Source organism: Lysinibacillus sp. FSL P4-0201 (assembly GCF_038593425.1).
Classification (GTDB): domain Bacteria; phylum Bacillota; class Bacilli; order Bacillales_A; family Planococcaceae; genus Lysinibacillus; species Lysinibacillus capsici.
In genome coordinates this window covers 3,987,650-4,010,205 of sequence record NZ_CP151995.1, presented here as the reverse complement: position 1 = coordinate 4,010,205, position 22,556 = coordinate 3,987,650, and the positions used below count along the sequence as shown (strand labels likewise).

The following is a 22,556-nucleotide window of genomic DNA, read 5'->3' as shown; positions in this document are numbered from 1 at the left end:
AGGAGTGGGAGCTATGTTCAAAAGGAAGAAGATTAATCAAAGTTATGATTATTTTTCGGCTACGAAAAATTCAGACATCGAAACAAATGAACGCTTTAAAGAAAAATTGGATTTCCTTGCTTTATCTAGAATTAGAAGAGAATCTGTTGGGTTTTTACGTAAAATTTATGAGAATAATCGACAGCATATACTCGATAATTTTTATGCTCGTCTACTGGAAATCCCAGAGTTTAATCATGTCATCAATACACATTCGACAGTAGAGCGCTTAAAAGGATTATTTGATACACATTTTATTAGCTTATTTGATGATGAATTAGATTTAGATTATGTCTTTAAGCGTCGTAAAATTGCTTATGTTCATGCAAGAATTGGTGTACTACCGAATTGGATGATATCTGCCTATACACTGATTAATCAATTAATCATTCCACTTATTGTCAAAGAACTATCTCGTGATGAAGAAAAAATGCTGGATGTTTTATTGTCTTACGATAGCTTAGTAACAATTGATCAACAAATTATTTTGGAGACCTATATTGAAATTCAAGCAGGATCTGTAGTAAATGGATTAGGTGAAATAATTACTTATAATACACAGTTAGATACCATTAAGGAACTGATTGAATTTCAGGAGATTCAGCAACAGGAGATTGTTGCAGCAGATCAATTAATGCATGAGTTAGACGAAAGTATTGAAGAAATTGCCACATCAGTGGGTGATATTTCAGAGCAAACAAAGCATGCCTTTAAAAAATTAAATCAGGATTTGGAATCATTACAACAAGTATCATCTATTTTACAGACAACCGATGAAGGCCATAAATCAATGCAGGAAGATATTAGGCGTTTAGTTGAGCGTGTAAATAGTGTAGCGAAATTAATGGAATTAATAAAAAAAATAGCAGATCAAACAAATTTGTTGGCTTTAAATGCATCAATAGAGGCCGCTCGTGCTGGAGAAGCAGGAAAAGGTTTTGCGGTTGTTGCAGAGGAAGTTCGGAAACTTGCTGATGATACAAGTACATCTGTCAAATCTATACATACAGATATACAGGAGTTACTTCATATTACCCATAATATTAGTTCATTGACGACTCAATTTTCCCAAGATTTACATCAAGGTGTTACAGATACCTTATATATATCACAGACGCTAGCTGAGCTAAATAAAAACTTACAGCAGCAGGGGGCGCGCTTTGAGGAAATAGCTACAATGACAAAGGTTCAGGCACAATCTGCTACTACTATTTCTGAACGTAACCATACAATTACAGAGAGCATGCAAAAAAGTAAGGTAATCGTTTTTGATATGGGCTCCGCCATTTATAAATTAAGTAAAATGATTGATGGATACCGATCCACAACAATTTCTAAAAACTTTATTATTAGCCAAGAGGATATTATTGAATTAGCTATTACCGATCACCTATTGTGGAGATGGAAAATCTACAATTTGCTACTAGGCTTTGAAACGATGACGGAGCAGGATGTAGGGTCTCCAAAAGAATCACGCCTTGGCGAATGGTACTATGGCACAGGAAAGAAACTGTTAGGTGAGGAGCGTGTCTACGCAGAGTTAGAACAACCATTTATTCACGTGCATGATATAGCAAAAAAAGCAGTGCGTGAGTACAATGTAGGCAATAAAACGGGCGCTGAAAAATACCTGAAAGAAATTACGGATGAATCGTATGTTGTAATTGAAAAATTAAAAGAGTTAAAGGAAATTTTATTGAGTGAGAAAAAGCAATATATTCATTAAAAAATGGAAAGCAAGCTAGTCTACATACTAGCTTGCTCTTTTATAGATTAATAGGTGGAACACACATAAATGTCACTGTACGCTTTTGGCTATCATAAAGACACCATTCACGGTGATTGATAACAGAGCCTACATTCACACCATATTGTTTGTCTTGTAACGCAATTGGTTGCCCATAGCGAATACGAATCGGCAGCTTTTTTTGTTGATGATAAAGACCTGATTCGTGACTATGCCCGAAGAAAAATAATGGTTTTTGAAAGGGTGGAAAAGTCGGTTGCCAGCTTACATTCCACCTAAATTGATGTCCATGCATAAGCGTGGCTCCATCAATCTCTATTGTCTCTGGTAAAGCTTTAAAACGTTCAATGCCAGTGACCTGAGTAATACGTTCTTCTTGATTGCCTCGAATAGAGGGGAAGGTTAGCAGTTTTTCAAATTCACTTTCTACTATGGCCGCCTTTTGCAAAGGTAAGCCAGATATGGTTTGTGCCTTTTTCTTACTTACAGTGCATTCATATAAATCCCCTAACCCAATGATTGTTGCTTCCTCTGCTGTTTGTTGAATATGAGCTAGAACAGCTTTAGTGTCTTCTATATTAGAATGTAAATCTCCTAAAAGTGCATAAAGCATTTAAACCCGGCCTTTCCTAATAATAATCGTACAAGTATCATACACCTAATAGAAATTACTAGAAAAGTAAAATGTCTAAGAATATTTCGTTACTTCAGCTACATATTTTGAATGTGTGGAAAAATTGCCAAGAAATACATTGCTTGATAAAATATAATCGTAATTTTCAGAATTTTAAGAAGTTTAATAGTTTCCCATTCTTGTTTATTCAATAATAATAAAATGAAAGTATGGAGGGCTTATAATGACGAAGTTGATGACAGATATTCTTGAAGACTATGCAGGGCAACAACCAAATGCAATTGCAACATTGTATGATGGAAAGGCAATAAGCTATCATGATTTTTACCAACGTGTAGAAAGATTTGCGACTTACTTGCAGGAACAAGATTTTAAAAAGGATGATGTGATTGCCCTATATACGCTCAATTCAGATTTATTTTTAATCGCATATTTAGGTGTCCAATTAGCTGGATTTATTGTGATGCCAATTAACACTAAATTAGCTGCTCCTGAGGTTGATTTTATTTTTAATCATTCACAAGCAAGGGGCTTAATTTTTGATGAAAGATTAACAGAGGTATTAGAGGACGTTTCTTATTCATTCCAACATACAATCGGATTTCAAGAAATGAAAAACATAATTGAATATGATAATCGTGCTAGAAAAATTGTGCAATTAGAGGCTGACGATACGGCAGTGGTCATGTATACGTCGGGAACAACAGGTAAACCCAAAGGCGTCATGCTAACGCATCAGAATATCGTGGCTACAGCAGATATTTGGTCGTCTTCTATGAATATGTCTAGCAGGGACAAAATGTTTATTTGTACGCCTTTGTTTCATTGTGCAGGTCTTCATGTATTTGCTATGCCTATGTTTTATAGAGGGGGAACAGTGGTCATTGAAGAAGCATTTTCAGGAACTAAAACGTTAGCTCAAATTGTAGCTACTGAGGCGACAATTTTCTTTGGTGTTCCATCTATGTATACCATTATATTAAATACTCCTGGATTCAAGGAACATAGCTTTAATCATTTACGTTTATTATGTTACGGTGCTGCCCCGATGCCTTATGAGCTTGTAAAGCAAGTGAAAGAAGCATTTCCAAATGTAAAGGTTCAAAATCTTTATGGTCAAACTGAAAATTCACCTGCAGCTACCTCTTTATTAGATACGGATGCATTGACGAAAATTGGCTCAGTTGGAAAACCATTAGCACAGACAGAGGTTTGTGTAGTTGATAGTGACGGAAAGACCGTACCAGCTGGAGAGGTGGGCGAAATATGCGTAAGAGGACCACAAGTAATGAAGGGCTATTTACGCAATCCAGAGGAAACAGCAAGAGCGATTAGGGATGGCTGGTTGTACTCAGGCGATTTAGGACGCTTTGATGAGGAAGGCTATTTATATATTGTAGATCGAAAAAAAGATATGATTATTCGTGGTGGAGAAAATATTTACCCAATCGAAATAGAAGAAGTTCTATATCAAATGCCGGAAATTTTAGAAGCAGCAGTGGTTGGATTGCCACATGAAGTATATGGAGAAGTACCAAAAGCATTTGTTGTGTTAAAGGAAGGGAAGTCTCTTGATGAAAATTCGATACTATCCTATTGTCAAACACGACTTGCCAAATACAAAGTACCTTATGAAATTGAATTTTTAATAGAATTGCCACGAAATGCCTCTGGGAAGGTACTAAAGCATACATTACGGCCGAAAGTGACAACAATTTAAGACAGTTCAATTATCCTTTGGCATAATTGCTATCCAGATTTTTGGGGTTCACTGTCTTGTGTAACTCGATATTAGTACAAAAAATAGTTACTAAATCAAGATAAAATAGGAACGGCTATGAAAGTATCGTATAATAGAGTCTACGACAAATTGAATAATGAGAATGGCGAAGGGGCTGCTCTTCGCCTTAGAATAGGAGCGGAATTTGTCTTGTGGACGGGGTATAAACGCCTTTTACTTATTGGCATTTTGATTATTATGTTACTTTCAGGCTGTCAGCCATTTTCTCAGCAAGATGCTGAACAAAAAAATCAATTAACGGTTTTAACAGTAGAATTTAATAGCGGGGCACCTATTCCAAATCTCTTCCTTACGGTTACAGATGTACAAACAGGTGAAGTAGTGGAAGAAGCGATTGGTTCAGAAGAGGGAGAAGCTATATTTTCGAAGCTCAAGGCAGGGAGAGAATATGCAATTGCGGCAACAACACTTGAAAATAGTACGACAAATAATGGGTATACAACAATCGAGAATTTCACTTACGATACAACAAAGCCCTATTATCGATTGCAAACACACTTTTTAAGAGACGATCAGGAGTTAGATGTCCCTGTTGTCATGCAAAACCCCGAGCTGCCACATGGCTGTGAAATTACTTCACTTACAGCCGTATTAAATTATTTTGGAATGAATGTGTCGAAGCTCGAAATGACTGACAAGTATTTACCAAAGCAAGAAATACGAACAGTAGGCAATCAACGTTTTGGACCAAATCCCAATGATGCTTTTGCAGGTAATCCTCGTGATAAAGCTCGTGGCATGTATGTTTTTGCTGCTCCAATTGTCAAAGCGGCTGAGGCAGTTATTACAGATAAACAAGCTGGCTTACATGTCAAAAATATGAGTAACGCCTCACAGGATGATATTTTACAGCTTGTGCGTGAAGGTATTCCTGTCGTGACATGGGTAACGCTAGATTTATCAAAGCCTAAACGAAAAGCAGAAAGAGGCTGGATTTATACAGGGGAAACGACTCGACATGATGCTTTTATGAACTTACATGCAGTCGTCTTAACGGGACATTTAGGTGATAAGGTAGTCGTAATGGATCCTTTAAAAGGGTATGTTACTTACAATGTCGATCAATTTTTCAAAAGTTATCAGGAATTAGGCAAACAAGCTGTAGCTGTTCATAAATAAGCTATAAATCATTAGTATGTTACACTAATAAAAAAGTAAAAGTGAGTTGAGTAGAATGGCCATTGAGCACGTTTTTTTACCTGTTTTACTTGGAGATGAAATGAATGCTTATGGCATGGCCAGAGCATTTTACGAAGCCTATGGTGTGAAGCCACTTGCACTAAACCATACGAACATGGAAAAAATTCAACAAAGTGATTTATGGACTTTTCGCGAGATACCGCGACTTCATATCGAAGAAAGATTTGTGACCGCCCTAAAAGCCATAGCGGAGGAGTTCCGAGACAAAAAATTACTGCTATTAGCCTGTGATGAATTTTATGTCAAAAGAATCGTAGAACACAAAGAAGAGTTAGCAGAGGATTTTCTAGTTCCCTATGTAGACGCCACACTTGCGCATCAACTTTTAACTCGTGAAAGCATGTATGAGCTATGTGCACAATTTGGTTTTCAATACCCTGCTACACATGTATGCACGGTGAATGATTATGAAGACTACAACATGCCATTTGATTATCCAGTTGTCATTAAGCCCATGAATATGACAAAATATGCTACTTGTATTTTTCCTGGTAAGAAAAAAGTATATATTGCATATGATAAGGACGAAAAGGACAGTATATTATGTGCTATCTATAAAGAATCAGCTTATCGTGATGATCTGATGATTCAACAATATATACCAGGTGAAGACGCTAACATGCGTGTTGTTAATGCATATATAGGACAAGATGGGAAGGCAAAACTTCTTGCAGTAGGAAACCCTATTTTAGAAGAGCATTCTCCAGAAGGGATAGGACGTTATGTAGCGATTATGACAACCTATCATCAGGAATTAATGGATAATGTTAAGCTATTCCTTGAAGCGATACAATTTCAAGGCTTTGCCACATTTGATATGAAATATGATGATCGTGATGGTCAATATAAATTGTTGAGTATTGAATTACATAATGAACTTTCCAATTATTATGTGACGGCCAGTGGCTTTAATTTAATGCAGTATGTAGCGAACGATTATGTTCGAGGAAGTAAACAACAACTAACATATGTGAGGAACAAGCATCTTTGGACAATTGTACCGAATGGTGTGCTGTTCAAATATGTGCAAAATGAACAACTAGTAATGGAGGCGAAAAGTTTAATTCGTCAAGGTATGGCTACAGATTCTATTTTTAATTATAAGGATATGAATGCAAAACGTTGGTTGAATGTCACGCTTGATAATTTAAGCTTTTATCGTAGCTATAAGAAATATTTTAATAACAAAGGTCTGTCTAACACATGAAAAAACAAACTTTAGGTATAATTGGTGGCGTTGGTCCACTTGCAACAATGTTTATAGGAGAAATGATTGTAAGACGTACGAAAGCACAAAAAGATCAGGATCATTTACATACCATTATTGATAATGATACAAATATTCCTGACCGTACGGCCTTTATTTTAGATAATACAAAGGACAATCCAGTTCCAGTCATTATTGAGGATGCAAAAAAACTAGCTTCGGTAGGAGCAGACATAATAGCGATCCCATGTAATACGGCGCATACGTTTTATCAAGAAATTGAAGAGGGTTCTCCTATACCTATCTTGCATATGATTCGCGAAACAGCGAAGCGTGCTGCTGATTTAGGAGCAAAGCGAGTAGGTATTTTAGCAACAACAGGCACGTTAACATCACGGATGTATCAGGAAGCACTTGAGGAGTTTGGTATTACACCAGTTGTTCCAGATAATGAAATGAGATCCTATGTGATGTCGATCATTTATGATTATGTCAAGGCTGGGAAGGATGTTACGCTAGAAGATTGGCAACCGATAGAAGAGGCGATGCTAGCACTAAATTGTGATCGAATTGTATTAGGTTGTACAGAGCTATCTGTTGTAAACAGAGATTTAAAGCTAAGTGACATTTATATTGATTCATTAATCGTTTTAGCTGAATGTGCCATTTTAGCTTGTGGTTATGAATTAGTCGATTAGTTGAATTGAAAAGAATCTGCTTGCTTTTCACGGGTAAGCTACAATTCTTGAAAGAGTTGTGGACAGGCTTACTTTCCGTGTTGAGTGAAGCAGATTTTTTATGAAAGGAAGCAATGTTCTCTTGAAACGATTAGAAAATTGCTTACGTACATATAAAGTAGGAACCTACGGAGTGTGTTAAACTAGTGTCAAGTAGATAGAAGGTGGGAAATAACATGTCAGTCATAAATTTATTAAAAGAAGAACTACAAGCAAAATGGAACTTTGAAACACCCATGAAAATTCAAGATGAAATGATACCAGCTATGCTTGAAGGCAAAGATATTGTGGCGGAATCACCAACAGGATCAGGTAAAACGTTAGCATATGTCTTACCATTATTAAATAAAGTGAATGGGGCAAAAAAGCAAACACAAGGACTGATCGTAGCTCCCTCGCAAGAGCTCGCTATGCAAATCGTAGAAGTTATTCGTGAGTGGACAGCTGGAACAGACATTACTGTTCAACAGCTGATTGGTGGTGCCAATTCTGCTCGTCAAATTGAAAAGTTGAAGAAAAAGCCAACGATTGTTGTTGGCACACCTGGTCGTTTAAACGAATTAGCACGAGCAGGAAAATTAAAACTCAAAGAAGTCGAAACAGTTATTTTAGATGAATGTGATCAATTACTAAGTCGTGAATACCGTGTTGTTATCAAATCCTTTATCGAAGGTTCTGCCTATGGCCGACAAGTTGTTGTTGTGTCGGCTACGATTACAGAGGAAATTGAATTAGTGGCAAGTCGTATGATGTTTGAGCCACTGCGTTTTAAAATTAAGCCTGAGGACATGTTAAAGGTCGGTAAAGTTGTCCATTCTTTTGTGAAGGTAGAAGAACGTGATAAAACGGATTTCCTGCGCCGACTTTCCCATACAGAGGGTTTAAGAGCGTTGGCTTTTGTTAATAATATCGATCAATTATTAATGAAGGAAACAAAACTACAATACCGTTCAGCACCGATTGTCACGCTCCATTCTGATATGAAGAAAGAAGAACGTAAAAAAGCGTTAGATGCATTCCGTAAAGGAGATGCGCGTATTTTAATTGCAACAGATATTGCAGCTCGTGGTTTAGATATTGCTGGTTTAACACATGTTATTCATGTTGATGTCCCACGAACTATTGAACAGTATTTGCATCGTTCTGGTCGTACGGGGCGTGCTGGAGCTGATGGTGAAGTATTAACCTTATTATCTTATCGTGATGAAAAAACCTATAAAAAATGGACAAGGGAAATTCCGGGCAAGCCTGTGCAAAAAATATGGCATGATGGCGAGCTGATTGAAGGTAATTCTAAAACAATTGGACAGAAGCGAGGGAAATAGTATGACATTTGAAGAGAAATTACAGGCATATGCAGAGCTTGCAGTAAAAGTTGGGGTGAATATCCAACCAGGTCAGTACTTATTAGTCAATACATCTGTGGATGCTTTAGATTTTGCCCGTTTAGTTGTAAAAGAGGCTTACAAGGCTGGAGCAGGCCGTGTTCATGTAAACTTTTCCGATGATGAATTGGATCGTGCTTATTTTGAGCATGCATCCGATGAGGAATTTAATCGCTTCCCTGAATGGGTTGTGAAAATGCGTGATGAACTGATTGAACGTAAAGGAGCTCTATTATGGATTGATGCAGCAGATCCTGATAAGCTAACAGGAATTCCAGCAGACAGACTAGCAACACATCAAAAAGTATCAGGGGCAGCATTAAAAAACTATCGCAATGCAGTCATGAAGGATTTAATTGCTTGGTCCATCGTAGCAGTTCCTTCAGCTAAATGGGCAGCAAAGGTTTTCCCTCAATTAACAGAGGAGCAGCAAGTACCTGCATTATGGGAAGCTATCTTTAAAACGGTTCATATTGGAGAAGGCAATGCCGTTGATAATTGGCGTCAGCATGTAGCTAATTTAGAATCTCGTGCACAGCTTTTAAATAATAAAAAGTATGCAAAGCTTCACTATACAGCACCTGGTACAGATTTAACAATAGCTTTAGCACCACAACATAAATGGCTAACTGGTGGTAGTAAAACACCAGAAGATAATGTCTTTGTGGCCAATATGCCAACAGAAGAAGTTTATACACTGCCAATGAAACAAGGTGTAATCGGTTATGTTAGTAATACGAAGCCATTAGTCTATCAGGGCAATATCATCGATGGCTTTAAATTAACATTTGAAGAGGGCAAAATTATTAAGGCAGAGGCTGAAGTAGGACATGATTTATTGCAAGAGCTTATTCAAGTGGATGAAGGCTCAAGCTACTTAGGTGAAGTAGCACTTGTCCCTCACGAGTCACCAATTTCAGCGTCGGAAATTTTATATTTTAATACGCTGTTTGATGAAAATGCTTCAAACCATTTAGCTATTGGTGAGGCATATCCGACTTGCTTAGAGGGTGGTAGAGACCTAGAAAACGGTCAACTTGAAGCATTGGGTGCCAATATTTCTGTGACACACGAAGACTTCATGATTGGCAGTGGTGAAATGGACATCGATGGTATTTTACCAGATGGTACGGTTGAGCCAATTTTCCGCAAGGGTAGCTGGGCATTTTAAATTTTTAGTCAATAAGAAAAGAGGGAAGCAGATGAAACGATTTTGTAGCTTGATAGGTATGACAATAGTATTCATGACAATTGGGGTTTCATCTGCTTTTGCTCAAACAGAAACCTATGTGGCTATTGGCGATTCCTTAGCAGCAGGTCAAACACCCTACAAAGAAATTGATGTAGGGTATAGTGATTTGATTGCCATGAAATTAAGTTCGATTGGTCAATTATCATTTTATACAAAAGAACTTGCTTTTCCTGGCTTTACTACGACAGATGTATTAGAACGAATACGATCTGAGGAAGCGCAAAATTTATTAGCAAATGCGACGCTTATTACAGTTTCGGCAGGGGCTAATGATTTATTACGTCTTGTCCAGGTAAACCCAAATGCAGGGACCTTAGCTTTTTCACAGCTTCAGGCAGATTACGCTTTAAATTTGGCAAGAAAAAATATGCTATCGATTTTGGATGAATTAGAAGAACGTGCGCCTAAAGCAAAAATCTATGTTATAGGGTATTATTTTGCTTATCCAACAGTTCATCCGACGCAAAAAGAAGGAACCAATGCCCAGCTAGTTAGATTAAATACGATTTTACAACAACAAGCAGAGATAGCTGGCGCAGCTTATATAAATGTCTATGATGCCTTTGGATTGAATGCAACCAACTACTTACCAAATAGTGCTGATGTTCATCCAAATATTGAAGGCTATCGACAAATGGCTAACTCATTTTTACAAGTTTATAGTGGTAGTGATGCTTTAAACATCTCTTCAGCAGAATTGCCAAAGCCAAATCCCAAGTCATTTGAGGAAATCCTAAAGCAACAATCATCAGCGAAACCTCAGAAGCAAAATGTGACACAACATCAATCTCCTCGTATGACTTACGTAATTCAGGGATTCCCGGGATATAAGGCATTTATCAAATATATCTAAATAGCAGGTATCTAAGGCATCTTACTTATAAGATGCTTTTTTCTATGAAAACCAATTTTGGCTAGAACTACTAAACCTTTAGTGTTCACTAGATTGGGAATAGTCATGCTAAAATATAGAGAAGACTAGGAGGTACTAGAATGAAAATATTTCATACAGCAGATTGGCATTTAGGAAAGCTTGTTCAAGGTGTCTATATGACAGAAGATCAACATTATATTCTTCAACAATTTATACAAGCGATTGATGAGGAAAAACCAGATGTAATTATCATCGCAGGTGATTTATATGATCGTTCGATGCCTCCTATTGAGGCAGTTAATTTACTAAATGATGTATTAGCGAAAATAGTATTAGAGAAGAAGATTCCTGTTCTAGCAGTGGCGGGAAATCATGATAGTGCAGGTCGTTTAAATTTTGGTAGCCGTTTAATGAGTGATAGTGGTTTATATATTAAGGGCCAATTTACAAAAAATCATGCCCCTATTGTTTTGAATGATCAACATGGGGAAGTACATTTTCACCTAGTGCCCTATGTAGAGCCAGCTGCTATTCGCAACATCTTTGAAGATGAATCAATCCGTTCTCATCAAGACGCCATGCAAAAAATTATTGAGTATATCACGGAAGACATGGACACAAGTAAGCGTCATGTTTTTGTTGGACATGCCTTTGTGACGAAGTATGGTGAGGAGGAAGCAAATACTAGTGATTCCGAGCGATCCCTTTCCATTGGAGGCTCAGATTGTGTGAATGCAGCTTTATTCAAACCTTTTCACTATACGGCGCTTGGGCACTTACATAAGGCACATTTTGTTTTAAACGAAACCATATGCTATGCAGGCTCTATCTTAAAGTACTCGTTATCTGAGCATTTACATGAGAAAGGATTTTTAATCATCGAATTAGATGAGCAAGGTAACACCACAGTAAGTAAAAGAAAGCTTGTGCCAAGAAGAGATCTACGAGTAGTAGAAGGTCAATTAGAGGAGTTATTAACGTTCACACCAAGTGAGGATTATGTATTTGTTAGATTGACGGATAAAATATCTGTGACTTCACCGATGGAACGTATTCGTAGTGTATTTCCGCACGCTATGCATGTGGAGCGGAAGGTACTAAGACAAGATATGCCAAGTGAACTACAAGTAGTAGAAGCTGAAAAACTAGAAGATATTGATTTATTCCGTTCATTCTTCACCAATATTATTGGCATTCAGCCTGATGAAGATACGGAACGCCTATTCACAGAGATGTTACAGGAGTTATTAGATGAGGAGCGAGAGACTGTAAAATGAAGCCTTTAAAGTTAACAATTACAGCGTTTGGTCCATATAAAGACACGGAAGTAATTGATTTTCAAGAGCTAGGGGAGCATCGATTATTTGCCATTTCTGGAAAAACTGGTGCTGGTAAAACAACCATTTTCGATGCTATTTGCTATGCTCTTTACGGATCAGGTAGTGGGGAGGACCGGCAGGATACAGCTTTACTAAGAAGCGGCTTTGCACATGATGAAGTTTATACAGCTGTAGAACTCGTCTTTGAAATGCATGGAAAGGTCTATCGAATAGTACGACAGCCAGGTCATATTAAAGAAAAAAATAAAACGGTTACTGGAAAGAAAATAGAGCTAGCAGAAGTAAAAGACGGAAAGCTAGATTATAGCATTGTAGAGAAACAGCAAACGCTTGAAGTCGATAAGAAAGTGCAGGAAATCATAGGTCTCACAAAAGATCAATTTAGCCAAATTGTCATGCTACCTCAAGGTGAATTTAGAAAACTATTAACCTCTGATTCAACAAATAAAGAAGTAATTTTACGGAAAATCTTTAAAACAGATCGTTTCGGTGTCATGGCGAAAAAGCTTGATGCCAAGCGTAAAGAAGCAGAAAGTGATCTTGAGCGTGCCAAACAATTAAAAGAACATTTACTTGGTCAAATTGTGGGCGCCTTACCACAACGTTCTTCCGCTTTATTTACATTGATTGCTGATAATACCGAAAATTTACATCAACTGACAGAGGCACTTGATGAGGAGCTTAACTACTATAAGAAATGTGGAGAAGATGAACAGTCATACTATGAAGAAGCGTATAGCCTTCATCAAAAAGAGCAGGAATATTATCGCTTAGCAAAAACGCTAAATGAGCAATTTGATGAACAAGCTAATCGACAGCAACGGCTGCAAATGCTTTTACAACAGCAGGATTTATACCAAGCAAAGGAGAAGGAGATTGCTTTAGCAGAACAAGCAGAGCGACTGGTGCTCCTCGAACAACAATGCAAGGATTTACGTGCTGAACTGAATGTTAAAGAGATAGCATTTCAACAAGCAAAGGTTAAGCAACAGCAGTCACAAGAAAAGTTGCAAGAAGCGCAAGAAAAATATGAGATAGAGCAGGCTAAAGAATCTGAACGACAGCAAATCTTACAGCAGGAAATGCAGATGCTAGCGCTTTTACCGAAATTTGAAGCCTATGAAAACAATATACAGCAGCTGCAAATAGCGGAGCAATATGCTGAAAATGCAAAACGAGCAGTAAATGATAACGTCAAACTTTTGGAAAATGAACAAGAGCAATTACAGCATTTTTCTCAATCATTAGAAGGCTATGAAAAACAGGTTGAACCCTATGAAAGCTATTTAGAACAATTACCGAAACTACGGGAACAGGTTGCTTTAATCAAGCAAGCGGATAAATATAAACATGCCGTAGATTTAGCTAAGCAGGATGTAGTTGCTTCAGAAAGTCTCTATCAAGAAAGTAAAGAGGCTCTTCAACTTTTGCAGCAACGATGGCTGGCGAGTCAAGCTAGTATTTTAGCAGAACAACTGAAGGAAGGAGAACCCTGTCCTGTTTGTGGTAGTATGACACATCAGAAAGCACACAATGAGCAACTGGAAGTTATTGAGCTTGCTCAAGTGGAAGCATTAAGAGCGAAGGCATCATCAGACGAGCGTAAGTATTTGGAGAAAGAGGCATTTTTAGCATCAGCGCAGCAACTTCTTCAAGATACATGGCGACAACTCGATGCTCAACATATTAAACAAGAAGACCAACCACAGATCACCGCTACTTTACATGAAGTTGAACAAGAGATTGCTGCATTAAAAATTATTCAACATCAATTAGCTGATGTGCGATTAAAAATAAAGCATCAGCATGACCGAATAGAGCAGCTACGAAATAAGCATATGAAGCTAGAGCAATATTTAGCAGAGCAGATAAAAGAATGGACAAAATTACAAGCGGTTGTAGACGAACAACTTAAGCAGATGCCCCCTAATTTACCAACTTTACAGCAATTAAAGCAACAACTTAATGAAGTTAGTAAACAGAAAGAAGAGCTTCAAAAAAGTTGGCAAGTGAGTCAAGAAAATTTGCATGCAGCAAAGGAAGCAGCTAGCAATGCAACACTAACTGTAGAAATTGCCAAACAGTCCTTTGAGGAATTACAGCTTAAAATGAATGAAAAGCTTCAGCAATTTTCAGCAGATATGCAAGAAATAGGTTTCGAAAGCTATGAGGCTTATGCAACTGCTAAACGGAGTACCATACAATTGGATGCACTTCGAAAAGCATGTAGCGACTATGCTTTACAAGTACACACGTTGCAAATTCAGATTACCGAAGGGGCTACATACCTTCAAGGAAAAGAGAAGCAAGATTTAGAGGCGATGGAAGCAAGAGTAGAACAGCAGCGAATTTCCTATGAGGAAGCATTTAAACGTTTGCAACAGATGAATGGCTTTATACAAGCATGCCAAGGCTTTAGTGAAAGGGTGGAAGAAATAGCGAAAGAGCTTCATTTACTTGAACAAGAAGCAGGACGAGTAAAGGAGCTCTATGGATTATTAAATGGACAAAATTCGAAAAAGCTATCCTTTGAGCGTTATATACAAATTAACTACTTAGATCAAATTACAGAAGCCGCAAATATACGTCTGTATCATTTATCAAACGGTCAATTTGAGCTTAGACGTTCAGATAGATTAGAAAAGCATGCGAAGCAAAGTGGCCTTGGTCTTGATGTTTATGATGCTTATACAGATCAATTACGAGATGTCAAAACTTTATCAGGTGGTGAAAAATTTAATGCTTCGTTGAGCCTTGCATTGGGGATGGCAGATGTGATTCAAAGCTACCAAGGTAATATTCATATTGAAACGATGTTTATTGATGAGGGCTTTGGCTCGCTTGATGAGGAATCACTAAATAAAGCAATCGATACATTAATTGATTTGCAGGATTCTGGTCGTATGATTGGCGTTATTTCGCATGTACCTGAATTGAAATCTGCGATGCCAGCAGTTTTACATGTGGAAAAAACATTAAATGGCCATAGTCAAACCCATTTTGAAGTGAAATAAAACGAAGGCGTATTTCTAAAAGGAATACGCCTTCGTTTTATTTTTTTCGAGTTGTGGTTGTAGGCGTTGTGCCCTTTTTTGCAGCCATTACTTTTTTTACGATAGGAATAACAATAGGTGCTAACTTAACGGCAGTTTTTACAACGTTTGATACTTTCATCCCAAAACAGCTCCTTTTACAATTACTACTACCTGTTTCACTTAAAAATAAAACATTAACGGATAACACGAACAGCCTGAATTATATTCCAAATCACAATACCGAGTGAGACGAGAGCATAGATGGCGAATGAAGCAAACCAAATAATCATCACTGTCTTGTTACTGGAGGTTGGATCTAAACTAAATGTAGAAAAAACAAAGACAATAAAGAATAGAATGCCAAAAACAAAGGGTATTAAATGAGAGACAAGTGCACGAATCGAATGGCTTTTTACATCACTGTCTTTTGTCACGAAATATACAATTAATGGAACGATAAAAGGGGCGAAGAAAATACTAAGATAACTAAAGGCAGCTAAAATTTTTTGATTCTCCATAGTTGTACCTCCTTTTTAAATATTTACGCATGAAAAACAGCAAAGTTTCAAAAAAATGATGTATGGAAGGTTGTAATCCTTCAATCCTTTGCGTACAATGAGAGTGTTCAAATAAATTCAGATGTAACGACCACAAGGGGAGCTGATGATGTCAGCTGAGACTGGGCACGTAATGCCTTGACTCTTCGAACCTGTAAGTTAACGCTTGCGTAGGGATGTGGATAGAAACCGACACTTGTACGATGTGAGGCTCTGTCCTGACATCGTTTTTTCGTCCTTAAAGGAAAAAGGTGTCAGAAAGAGACATATCAGCGCTTTTCTATTCCTGCTCTTGTATCCTACATCGGAACAAAGGAGAGAATATGTATGGACAAAAAAAGACTATTAATGCTAGTGGAGATTGCGATTTTTGCAGCGATAGGTCTCGTACTGGATCAGGTTTCCTTTAAAGTATGGGCACAAGGCGGCTCAGTTAGTCTTGTTATGGTACCGATTATGTTAATAGCATTTCGCTGGGGCTTAGTAGCTGGTCTTACTACGGGACTACTTGTGGGTGTTATGCAAACAATGTTTGGTTCTTATATCGTGCACTGGCTACAAGGATTACTGGATTATGGCGTTGCTTTTACTGTTGTAGGATTAGCGGCGGTTGTACGTGGACCAGTGTTAGACGCTGCTAAACATATGAACAAAACAAAAATGGCACTTTATATAATCATAGGTACCGTTTTCGCAGGCTTCTTACGATACACAGCACATACAATCGCTGGTGCTGTATTTTTTGCCGAATATGCGGGTGACCAAAATGCATGGATCTATTCCATCATCTACAATGGTACATATATGCTACCAGCAACCATTTTAACGGCTATCGTTGGTGTTCTTTTATTTACAGCCGCTCCCCAATTAATGCAAAGAAAAGCTTAATGCTAGTCCCTTCACAGGAGTGGAGGGACTTTTTTGTCGTGAATAACTCTTTTAGCACTTTGCAAAGTAGGAAAGCATACAATATTTAAAGCGTTTATCGTTATACGCATAAAAAGTTATGTTATATTAAAGAATAGATATTAGATGAAAGGGACGTTATACATGATTGTAAAAACGCAAGAAGAGATTGAAGCTTTTAAAAAAATAGGACGCATTTGTGCTGAAATTCGCGAAGCAATGAAAGCTGCCACAAAACCAGGTGTTACAACACTTGAGCTTGATGAAATTGCTGGTCGCATGTTTGCAGAGGCTGGTGCTATTTCAGGACCAAAGGGAGAATATGATTTTCCAGGGTATACATGTATTAGCGTCAATGAAGAAGTAGCACATGGTATTCCAGGAAAGCGTGTTATTCAAGAGGGAGATATCGTAAATATTGATGTTTCAGGCTCTTTAAATGGCTATTTTGCTGACACAGGTATTTCATTTGTTGTGGGTGATGGCTATGAGGACAAAGAAAAGCTTTGCCGTGTTGCTAAAAGTGCCTTTGATCGAGCAATGACAAAGGTAAAGGCTGGATCTAAATTAAATCAAATTGGTAAAGCTGTTGAACGCGAGGCAAATGCTAATGGGTTAACTGTTATTATGAATTTAACAGGTCATGGCTTAGGTCAATCTTTACATGATGAACCAAACCATATTTTAAATTATTACGATGCATGGGATACTACTATTATGAAAGAAGGTATGGTCCTTGCGGTTGAGCCATTTATCTCAGCAAATGCAGAGCATATCGTAGAAGCAGGTGATGGCTGGACATTCGTGACACCTGATAAATCACTTGTAGCTCAAATCGAACATTCAGTCATTGTAACAAAAGATAAACCAATTATCTTAACGTCATTAGACGAAGAATAGGATGCAATGAAAAAATCCTGCTAACCAATTTATTTTTGGTAGGCAGGATTTTTTTTAATAAATAAAATGCCAACAAAGAGAACACCGCATAAAAATAAAGCGGCTGTAGTGACAAGTAGCTCATCAAAACCATTATGTATGGCGATTCCAATATAAGCCCAAATAAAAACACTTGGATACATAACATCAAAGTGATGGAAACGGATATGTAGCGCAATGGCTCCTCCTAAAGTAAGTAAAATCACTGCCCAAAGAGGCGTACTAAGACCAAAGCCGTTCCAACCATAAGCCGTTAACGTAAAGCTTGTATTTGTGATAAAAATAAATGTCATCCATGCTAAATAAATAGAGAAAGGAATACGACCAAACAAGGATTTGTCCTGAAGAGGGTACGTATTATACAACATAAACAAATACAAGACTAAGAGTAATGTAATGCCAAGAGAAACAATAAATAACTCATGGTGCCAGACATATATCGTCAATGCTTGTAATATATTTATGCAACTAAAAAGCGCAGACTGTTTCAAAGTTGTCTTTTTCATGTTCATAACTAACCAATAACCGAGTAAAAAATAAATGATAATCCAAATTACATGACTTACACTAACTGGTGCAAATACAACAGAAAAACGATTAGCGATTTCTAGCGAAGATTGACCGTTGATGTTCACGAAAAAGGATGAAAAGGTTAGGATGATTGAGACAAGATAAGAGATTGTCATCAAGATAAACCGAGGCATGTTTTCCTCTCCCTTCGTGTTAGATTGTATAGGGAAAAGACAAATAAGTATAGTACTGTCACTTTTTTTATTATAACGGAAATTTCCAACAATGTATCGTGTTGTTTTACTATTAATACCTACAATTTACCATGTCTGATAGGCATCCATATATTTCTTTAGTACAATAAGAATAGCCAAATAAAAGGAGTGAAGTTTCATGACACAAAATTTGAAAAATCTAGATCTAACTGTTGAACTAGACAAAAAGATGTATAAAAAGAAATTAAAAGTACTCCAATATGAAATGTTGAACGCACAACAATTTTTATTAAAAAACAAGATTGGCTTGATCTTGGTATTTGAAGGAATGGATGCAGCTGGTAAAGGTGGCGCTATTAAACGATTAATCGAACGTGTCGATCCCCGCGGTTATGTTGTACATCCTATTTCTGCTCCTCAAGCTCATGAATTACGCTACAATTATTTACAACGATTTTGGAGAAAATTGCCTCAACATGGGCAAATCGCTATTTTTGATCGCTCGTGGTATGGCCGCGTACTAGTAGAACGCATCGAAGGATTCGCAACAAAGGATGAATGGTCTCGTGCTTATGAAGAAATTAATAATTTCGAGAAGATTTTAACTGCTGGAGATTACATAATTATTAAGTTCTGGCTTCATGTTTCAGATGAGGAGCAATTAAAACGCTTCAAAGAACGTGAACAAAACCCTTATAAATCTTGGAAGTTAACAGCCGAGGATTGGCGCAATCGAGATAAAACACCTCAGTATATTGAAGCAGCAAATGCGATGTTTGAAAAGACAGATAAAAAAGATGCACCATGGGTCTTAGTCGCTGGAGATGACAAAAAGTATGCACGTGTTCAGGTGCTACAGGAAACTATTGCACACATTGAACGAGAGGCTCAAAGACGTGGTCTTCATTTAACAAATGTGTTAGACAATACTCAACTAGAGGATGCTGATTCCTCCAGCTTAGAAATAGTAAACGAGAAAAAGAAAGAACAAAAAACTAAATAATTGAATTGTGCTGCTATGACAATAAGACATAAGCTGTTTTGGTTGTAGCAGCCTGTTTTTTTACATACAATGAAATTAAATAGGGTTTGCAATTATGGCTTGTAGCCAATGAAACAAAGAGAAACGTATTGATTTTTATTGGAAGGCTAGTGTGGAGAAATGGTGCTTAAAATTTGGAATCTATTAAGAAAAAAGGGTGGGAATGTGGTAACAATAAAGGGGGAAAAATGCTACATCCGCACATTCCAAGAAAAAGATGCACGAAGTTTAACGGGTCTCGTAAGCCGTAATAAATACTTTTGGTCTATATACGAGCCACTGCAAAGACCTGAATACTATACAGTCGATGCTCAATACAAAAAAATTCAAGAAAGTCTCTATTTAATGGAGTCTAAGCGTGAATTTACTTTTGGTATTTTTGAGCATAGTACAAATAATCTAATAGGGCATATTGCACTTTATGCTGTCAAACGCTTACCGTACTCGAGTGCATTTGTTGGCTATGCGATGGATGAGATTTATGTTGGAAAGGGCATTGTCACAGAAGCTGTGAATATGGTGGTCCGATTTGCATTTGAACAAATTGGTCTACATCGTGTAGAGGCCTACGTATCGACACAAAATAATGCCTCCATGCGTGTATTAGAGAAGGCTGGATTTCAGCAGGAGGGTCTGCTAAGAAAGCTACTGTATATCAATGGTCATTGGGTAGATCACTATATGTATGCACGTTTAGAGGATGAATAGAAAAATAAGTGCCTATCTTCCACATAGAGAGGATAGGCACTTGCTCTTTTATGAATGTATGAAGAAATATTTATTGTTTATTTCCATCTTCAATTAAATCTAGATGACCTGTATTTGGATCAATTATTAAACCATGAACAGGTACGTCTTTTACCATTAATGGATGATTACGAATTGTATCGACACTTTTCTTAACACTTGTTGCTACATCACCGAAACCTCGTAAAAATTCTTTCAAATCAAAACCAGAATATTCCAACATTTTGATTGTTTCTGGATCGATGCCTCGTTGTACCATTTCGCTAAGCATGGCGTCAGGATCAACCGCACTCATACCACAGTCATAATGTCCAACAACATACACTTCATCAGCTTGTAGGCCGTAGACAGCAACTAATAAACTACGCATAACTGCACCGAAAGGATGGCTCACTAACGCACCAGCACTTTTCACTATTTTTACATCGCCATTACGCAAATTCATCGCTTTTGGTAAAAGCTCTACAAGACGAGTATCCATACAAGATAAAACAACAATACGTTTATCAGGATATTTCGTAGTGATGAATGGCTCATATTTTTTTTCTTGTACAAACTCTTTGTTAAATTCTAGAATATCTTGTAACATTGTCATGAATATTGCTCCCTTCCTTACAAAAAATATTGTAGAGCAAAATTTTCAATATGCAAACAATAAAGACTTTATTCAGATAATTTTTACAATAAAGGAGCAGTTTCATACGCTTTAGTAGATGAAATAACTTGTAAGCTATAAAAAAACAGCTACCTATAAATAGTAGCTGTTTTTTACACATTAAAATTTTTCGTTTGGCTTTGGATCTACAGTTACTGAAGACTTGCTATCTAAACCAACTTGTAGGTAGTGGATGAAGAATCCCGTTGAAATTAATAAAACTGCTGAAAAGCCAAGAACAGTTGTAATGAACATTATTAGAGCTCCTCTCTACTTAAATGATCTACTAAAATTCCCTAAAACAATTATACAATAGGTTACTAGGAAAATCTAAGGATAATTTATGACAACCTTAACATACTTAGCCTAGAATACTATTAGTAGGAATGGATTATTTAGAAAGCCCAATTTCCATCACGGAATATTGGGTCTATTTGATCATCATGTGTTATTCCATCTATATTCATTTTGGTAGAGCCAATCATAAAGTCTACATGTGTCAAGCTTTGATTGAGACCATGCGCGCTTAGTTCCTCAGAAGTCATTTCTTTGCCGCCCTCAATGCAAAAAGCATATGCACTACCAATGGCAAAATGATTGGATGCATTTTCATCAAACAATGTATTGTAAAATAATAGGTCGGATTGTGAAATAGGTGATTGATGTGGTACTAATGCTATCTCACCAAGGTAATGAGAACCTTCATCTGTTTCAATAAGAGAAGCTAAAATTTCTTGGCCTTGCTCCGCCTTGACGTCAATGATTCGACCATCTTTAAATGTTAGTGTGAAATTATCTATAATATTGCCACCATAGCTTAAAGGCTTAGTGCTTGATACATAACCATTAACACCTGTTTTTAACGGTGCTGTAAAAATTTCTTCAGTTGGCATATTGGCCATAAATGTTTGGCCTTGAGTACTTATACTACTACCCCCTGTCCACACATGGTGTGGAGGCAGCTCAATTGTTAGATCTGTGCCTGGTGCAGTATAGTGCAGTGACTTAAATTGCTTTGCATTTAAATAATCAGCTTTGCTATGTAATTCCTGATCATGTGTATGCCAAGCTTCAACAGGATTTTCAACGTCTATACGTGTGGCTGCAAAGATAGCTTCCCATAATTCATCCATTTGCTGTTCTTCTGGAAGGTGAGGAAAAACCTTTGCTGCCCAAGCTTTAGATGGAGCAGCAATGACAGACCAGCTAAACTTATCTGCTTGTAACCATTGATAATAGTTGGCAAGTGCTTGGCCAGATGCTTTTTGAAATGCCATGATTCTATCACGCTCAATACCTTTTAATAAATCGGGATTTTGTGAGCTAATGCTTAAGAAAGCAGCACCATGTTCAGCTAACCATTCACGTTCCTTCACTTTCCAAGGTGGGAAGAAATCAAATGAGTCTTTTGGTGCCCCTTCATAGCGAGCACGTACAAGTTCATCATCGGATATATCGACAAAAACTTGTTTAGCACCATTTTTATAGGCAATTTTAGTAATTATTTGTGCGAGTTTTAGGTTATCAGTCGAACAGCTTATATAAAGATACTGATCTTTTTGGATATTTACTCCTACTTTCACCGCTAACTCGGCATATTTTAGTAATTTTGTGTCAAACGATAATAACAAAATCATATCCCCTTTCAATTTAAGACAGTTAAGTGTAATATTCTTAATTCAATATAATCAAAAATGGTCGAAATGTGAATAAAAAGCATTAATTACATCGAAA

The 22,556-nt window shown here is 37.2% G+C and carries 21 protein-coding genes and 1 riboswitch; of the genes, 14 read left to right on the top strand and 7 right to left on the bottom strand.

Translation table 11 applies throughout. The annotated features are described in order from the left end of the window. Window positions 1-13: 13 nt before the first annotated feature. Window positions 14-1,765, top strand: coding sequence for a protoglobin domain-containing protein (locus tag MKY76_RS20265; RefSeq protein ID WP_342557086.1), 1,752 nt, complete (start codon window positions 14-16; stop codon window positions 1,763-1,765). A gap of 40 nt (window positions 1,766-1,805) precedes the next feature. Here the strand turns inward: MKY76_RS20265 and MKY76_RS20260 are convergent, their stop codons facing one another. Further along, on the bottom strand, window positions 1,806-2,399 hold the full coding sequence (locus MKY76_RS20260; protein WP_112116686.1) for a metallophosphoesterase family protein: 594 nt from the start codon (window positions 2,397-2,399) through the stop codon (window positions 1,806-1,808). A 244-nt stretch (window positions 2,400-2,643) separates the two neighbouring features. Between MKY76_RS20260 and MKY76_RS20255 the strand changes: the two genes are divergently transcribed. The 9 genes from MKY76_RS20255 to MKY76_RS20215 all read left to right on the top strand — a co-directional run bounded on the left by MKY76_RS20255 (window position 2,644) and on the right by MKY76_RS20215 (window position 15,230). Then, window positions 2,644-4,140 carry a long-chain fatty acid--CoA ligase gene (locus MKY76_RS20255; RefSeq protein WP_342533458.1) on the top strand — a complete coding sequence of 499 codons (1,497 nt, stop codon included), beginning with the start codon at window positions 2,644-2,646 and terminating at the stop codon, window positions 4,138-4,140. 117 nt (window positions 4,141-4,257) lie between these two features. Beyond that, the gene (locus MKY76_RS20250) at window positions 4,258-5,340 is read left to right on the top strand and encodes a C39 family peptidase (protein ID WP_233436262.1); all 1,083 of its coding nucleotides are present in this window, start codon (window positions 4,258-4,260) and stop codon (window positions 5,338-5,340) included. Window positions 5,341-5,395: 55 nt separating this feature from the next. Further along, window positions 5,396-6,628, top strand: a complete 1,233-nt coding sequence (locus MKY76_RS20245; RefSeq protein ID WP_328013152.1) for an ATP-grasp domain-containing protein — start codon at window positions 5,396-5,398, stop codon at window positions 6,626-6,628. Continuing rightward, on the top strand, window positions 6,625-7,326 hold the full coding sequence (locus MKY76_RS20240; RefSeq protein ID WP_048394818.1) for an amino acid racemase: 702 nt from the start codon (window positions 6,625-6,627) through the stop codon (window positions 7,324-7,326). The genes MKY76_RS20245 and MKY76_RS20240 overlap by 4 nt, the downstream gene beginning before the upstream one ends. A gap of 215 nt (window positions 7,327-7,541) precedes the next feature. Then, window positions 7,542-8,690 carry a DEAD/DEAH box helicase gene (locus MKY76_RS20235; protein WP_004225614.1) on the top strand — a complete coding sequence of 383 codons (1,149 nt, stop codon included), beginning with the start codon at window positions 7,542-7,544 and terminating at the stop codon, window positions 8,688-8,690. Window position 8,691: 1 nt separating this feature from the next. After that, the gene (locus MKY76_RS20230; protein WP_342557085.1) at window positions 8,692-9,921 is read left to right on the top strand and encodes an aminopeptidase; all 1,230 of its coding nucleotides are present in this window, start codon (window positions 8,692-8,694) and stop codon (window positions 9,919-9,921) included. A 31-nt stretch (window positions 9,922-9,952) separates the two neighbouring features. Further along, window positions 9,953-10,855, top strand: coding sequence for a GDSL-type esterase/lipase family protein (locus tag MKY76_RS20225; protein ID WP_257962111.1), 903 nt, complete (start codon window positions 9,953-9,955; stop codon window positions 10,853-10,855). A gap of 140 nt (window positions 10,856-10,995) precedes the next feature. Continuing rightward, a complete protein-coding gene (locus tag MKY76_RS20220) occupies window positions 10,996-12,153 on the top strand; it encodes an exonuclease SbcCD subunit D (protein ID WP_342557084.1) in 1,158 nt (385 codons plus the stop codon). After that, window positions 12,150-15,230, top strand: a complete 3,081-nt coding sequence (locus tag MKY76_RS20215; protein WP_342557083.1) for an SMC family ATPase — start codon at window positions 12,150-12,152, stop codon at window positions 15,228-15,230. Before MKY76_RS20220 ends, MKY76_RS20215 begins: the two co-directional genes overlap by 4 nt. Before the next feature lie 37 nt (window positions 15,231-15,267). Here MKY76_RS20215 and MKY76_RS20210 read toward each other — a convergent pair whose 3' ends face one another. Then, window positions 15,268-15,390, bottom strand: a complete 123-nt coding sequence (locus MKY76_RS20210; RefSeq protein ID WP_004225603.1) for a hypothetical protein — start codon at window positions 15,388-15,390, stop codon at window positions 15,268-15,270. Window positions 15,391-15,445: 55 nt separating this feature from the next. Then, complete coding sequence (locus MKY76_RS20205) at window positions 15,446-15,769, bottom strand: DUF4870 domain-containing protein (RefSeq protein WP_048394810.1); 324 nt, start codon at window positions 15,767-15,769, stop codon at window positions 15,446-15,448. Between the two features lie 125 nt (window positions 15,770-15,894). Continuing rightward, a riboswitch (TPP riboswitch) is annotated at window positions 15,895-16,002 on the top strand. 133 nt (window positions 16,003-16,135) lie between these two features. On the opposite strand from MKY76_RS20205, the gene thiT reads away from it, so the two are divergent. Both thiT and map read left to right on the top strand, forming a co-directional pair. After that, window positions 16,136-16,696, top strand: a complete 561-nt coding sequence (thiT, locus tag MKY76_RS20200; RefSeq protein ID WP_036076950.1) for an energy-coupled thiamine transporter ThiT — start codon at window positions 16,136-16,138, stop codon at window positions 16,694-16,696. A gap of 162 nt (window positions 16,697-16,858) precedes the next feature. After that, window positions 16,859-17,614 carry a type I methionyl aminopeptidase gene (gene map / locus MKY76_RS20195; protein WP_048394807.1) on the top strand — a complete coding sequence of 252 codons (756 nt, stop codon included), beginning with the start codon at window positions 16,859-16,861 and terminating at the stop codon, window positions 17,612-17,614. Between the two features lie 29 nt (window positions 17,615-17,643). Here the strand turns inward: map and MKY76_RS20190 are convergent, their stop codons facing one another. Further along, complete coding sequence (locus MKY76_RS20190; RefSeq protein WP_048394805.1) at window positions 17,644-18,357, bottom strand: hypothetical protein; 714 nt, start codon at window positions 18,355-18,357, stop codon at window positions 17,644-17,646. A gap of 199 nt (window positions 18,358-18,556) precedes the next feature. Between MKY76_RS20190 and MKY76_RS20185 the strand changes: the two genes are divergently transcribed. Both MKY76_RS20185 and MKY76_RS20180 read left to right on the top strand, forming a co-directional pair. Beyond that, window positions 18,557-19,381, top strand: a complete 825-nt coding sequence (locus MKY76_RS20185; protein WP_048394803.1) for a polyphosphate kinase — start codon at window positions 18,557-18,559, stop codon at window positions 19,379-19,381. A gap of 159 nt (window positions 19,382-19,540) precedes the next feature. After that, window positions 19,541-20,128 carry a GNAT family protein gene (locus tag MKY76_RS20180; protein ID WP_054549012.1) on the top strand — a complete coding sequence of 196 codons (588 nt, stop codon included), beginning with the start codon at window positions 19,541-19,543 and terminating at the stop codon, window positions 20,126-20,128. A 70-nt stretch (window positions 20,129-20,198) separates the two neighbouring features. Here the strand turns inward: MKY76_RS20180 and MKY76_RS20175 are convergent, their stop codons facing one another. From MKY76_RS20175 to MKY76_RS20165, 3 genes are all read right to left on the bottom strand, one after another. Beyond that, window positions 20,199-20,762, bottom strand: coding sequence for a carbonic anhydrase (locus tag MKY76_RS20175; RefSeq protein ID WP_004225593.1), 564 nt, complete (start codon window positions 20,760-20,762; stop codon window positions 20,199-20,201). Between the two features lie 180 nt (window positions 20,763-20,942). Beyond that, on the bottom strand, window positions 20,943-21,077 hold the full coding sequence (locus MKY76_RS20170; protein ID WP_004225590.1) for a hypothetical protein: 135 nt from the start codon (window positions 21,075-21,077) through the stop codon (window positions 20,943-20,945). A 140-nt stretch (window positions 21,078-21,217) separates the two neighbouring features. Then, window positions 21,218-22,459 (bottom strand): aminopeptidase, encoded by a 1,242-nt coding sequence (locus tag MKY76_RS20165; RefSeq protein WP_342557082.1) that lies wholly within the window; start codon window positions 22,457-22,459, stop codon window positions 21,218-21,220. Between the last annotated feature and the right edge of the window lie 97 nt (window positions 22,460-22,556).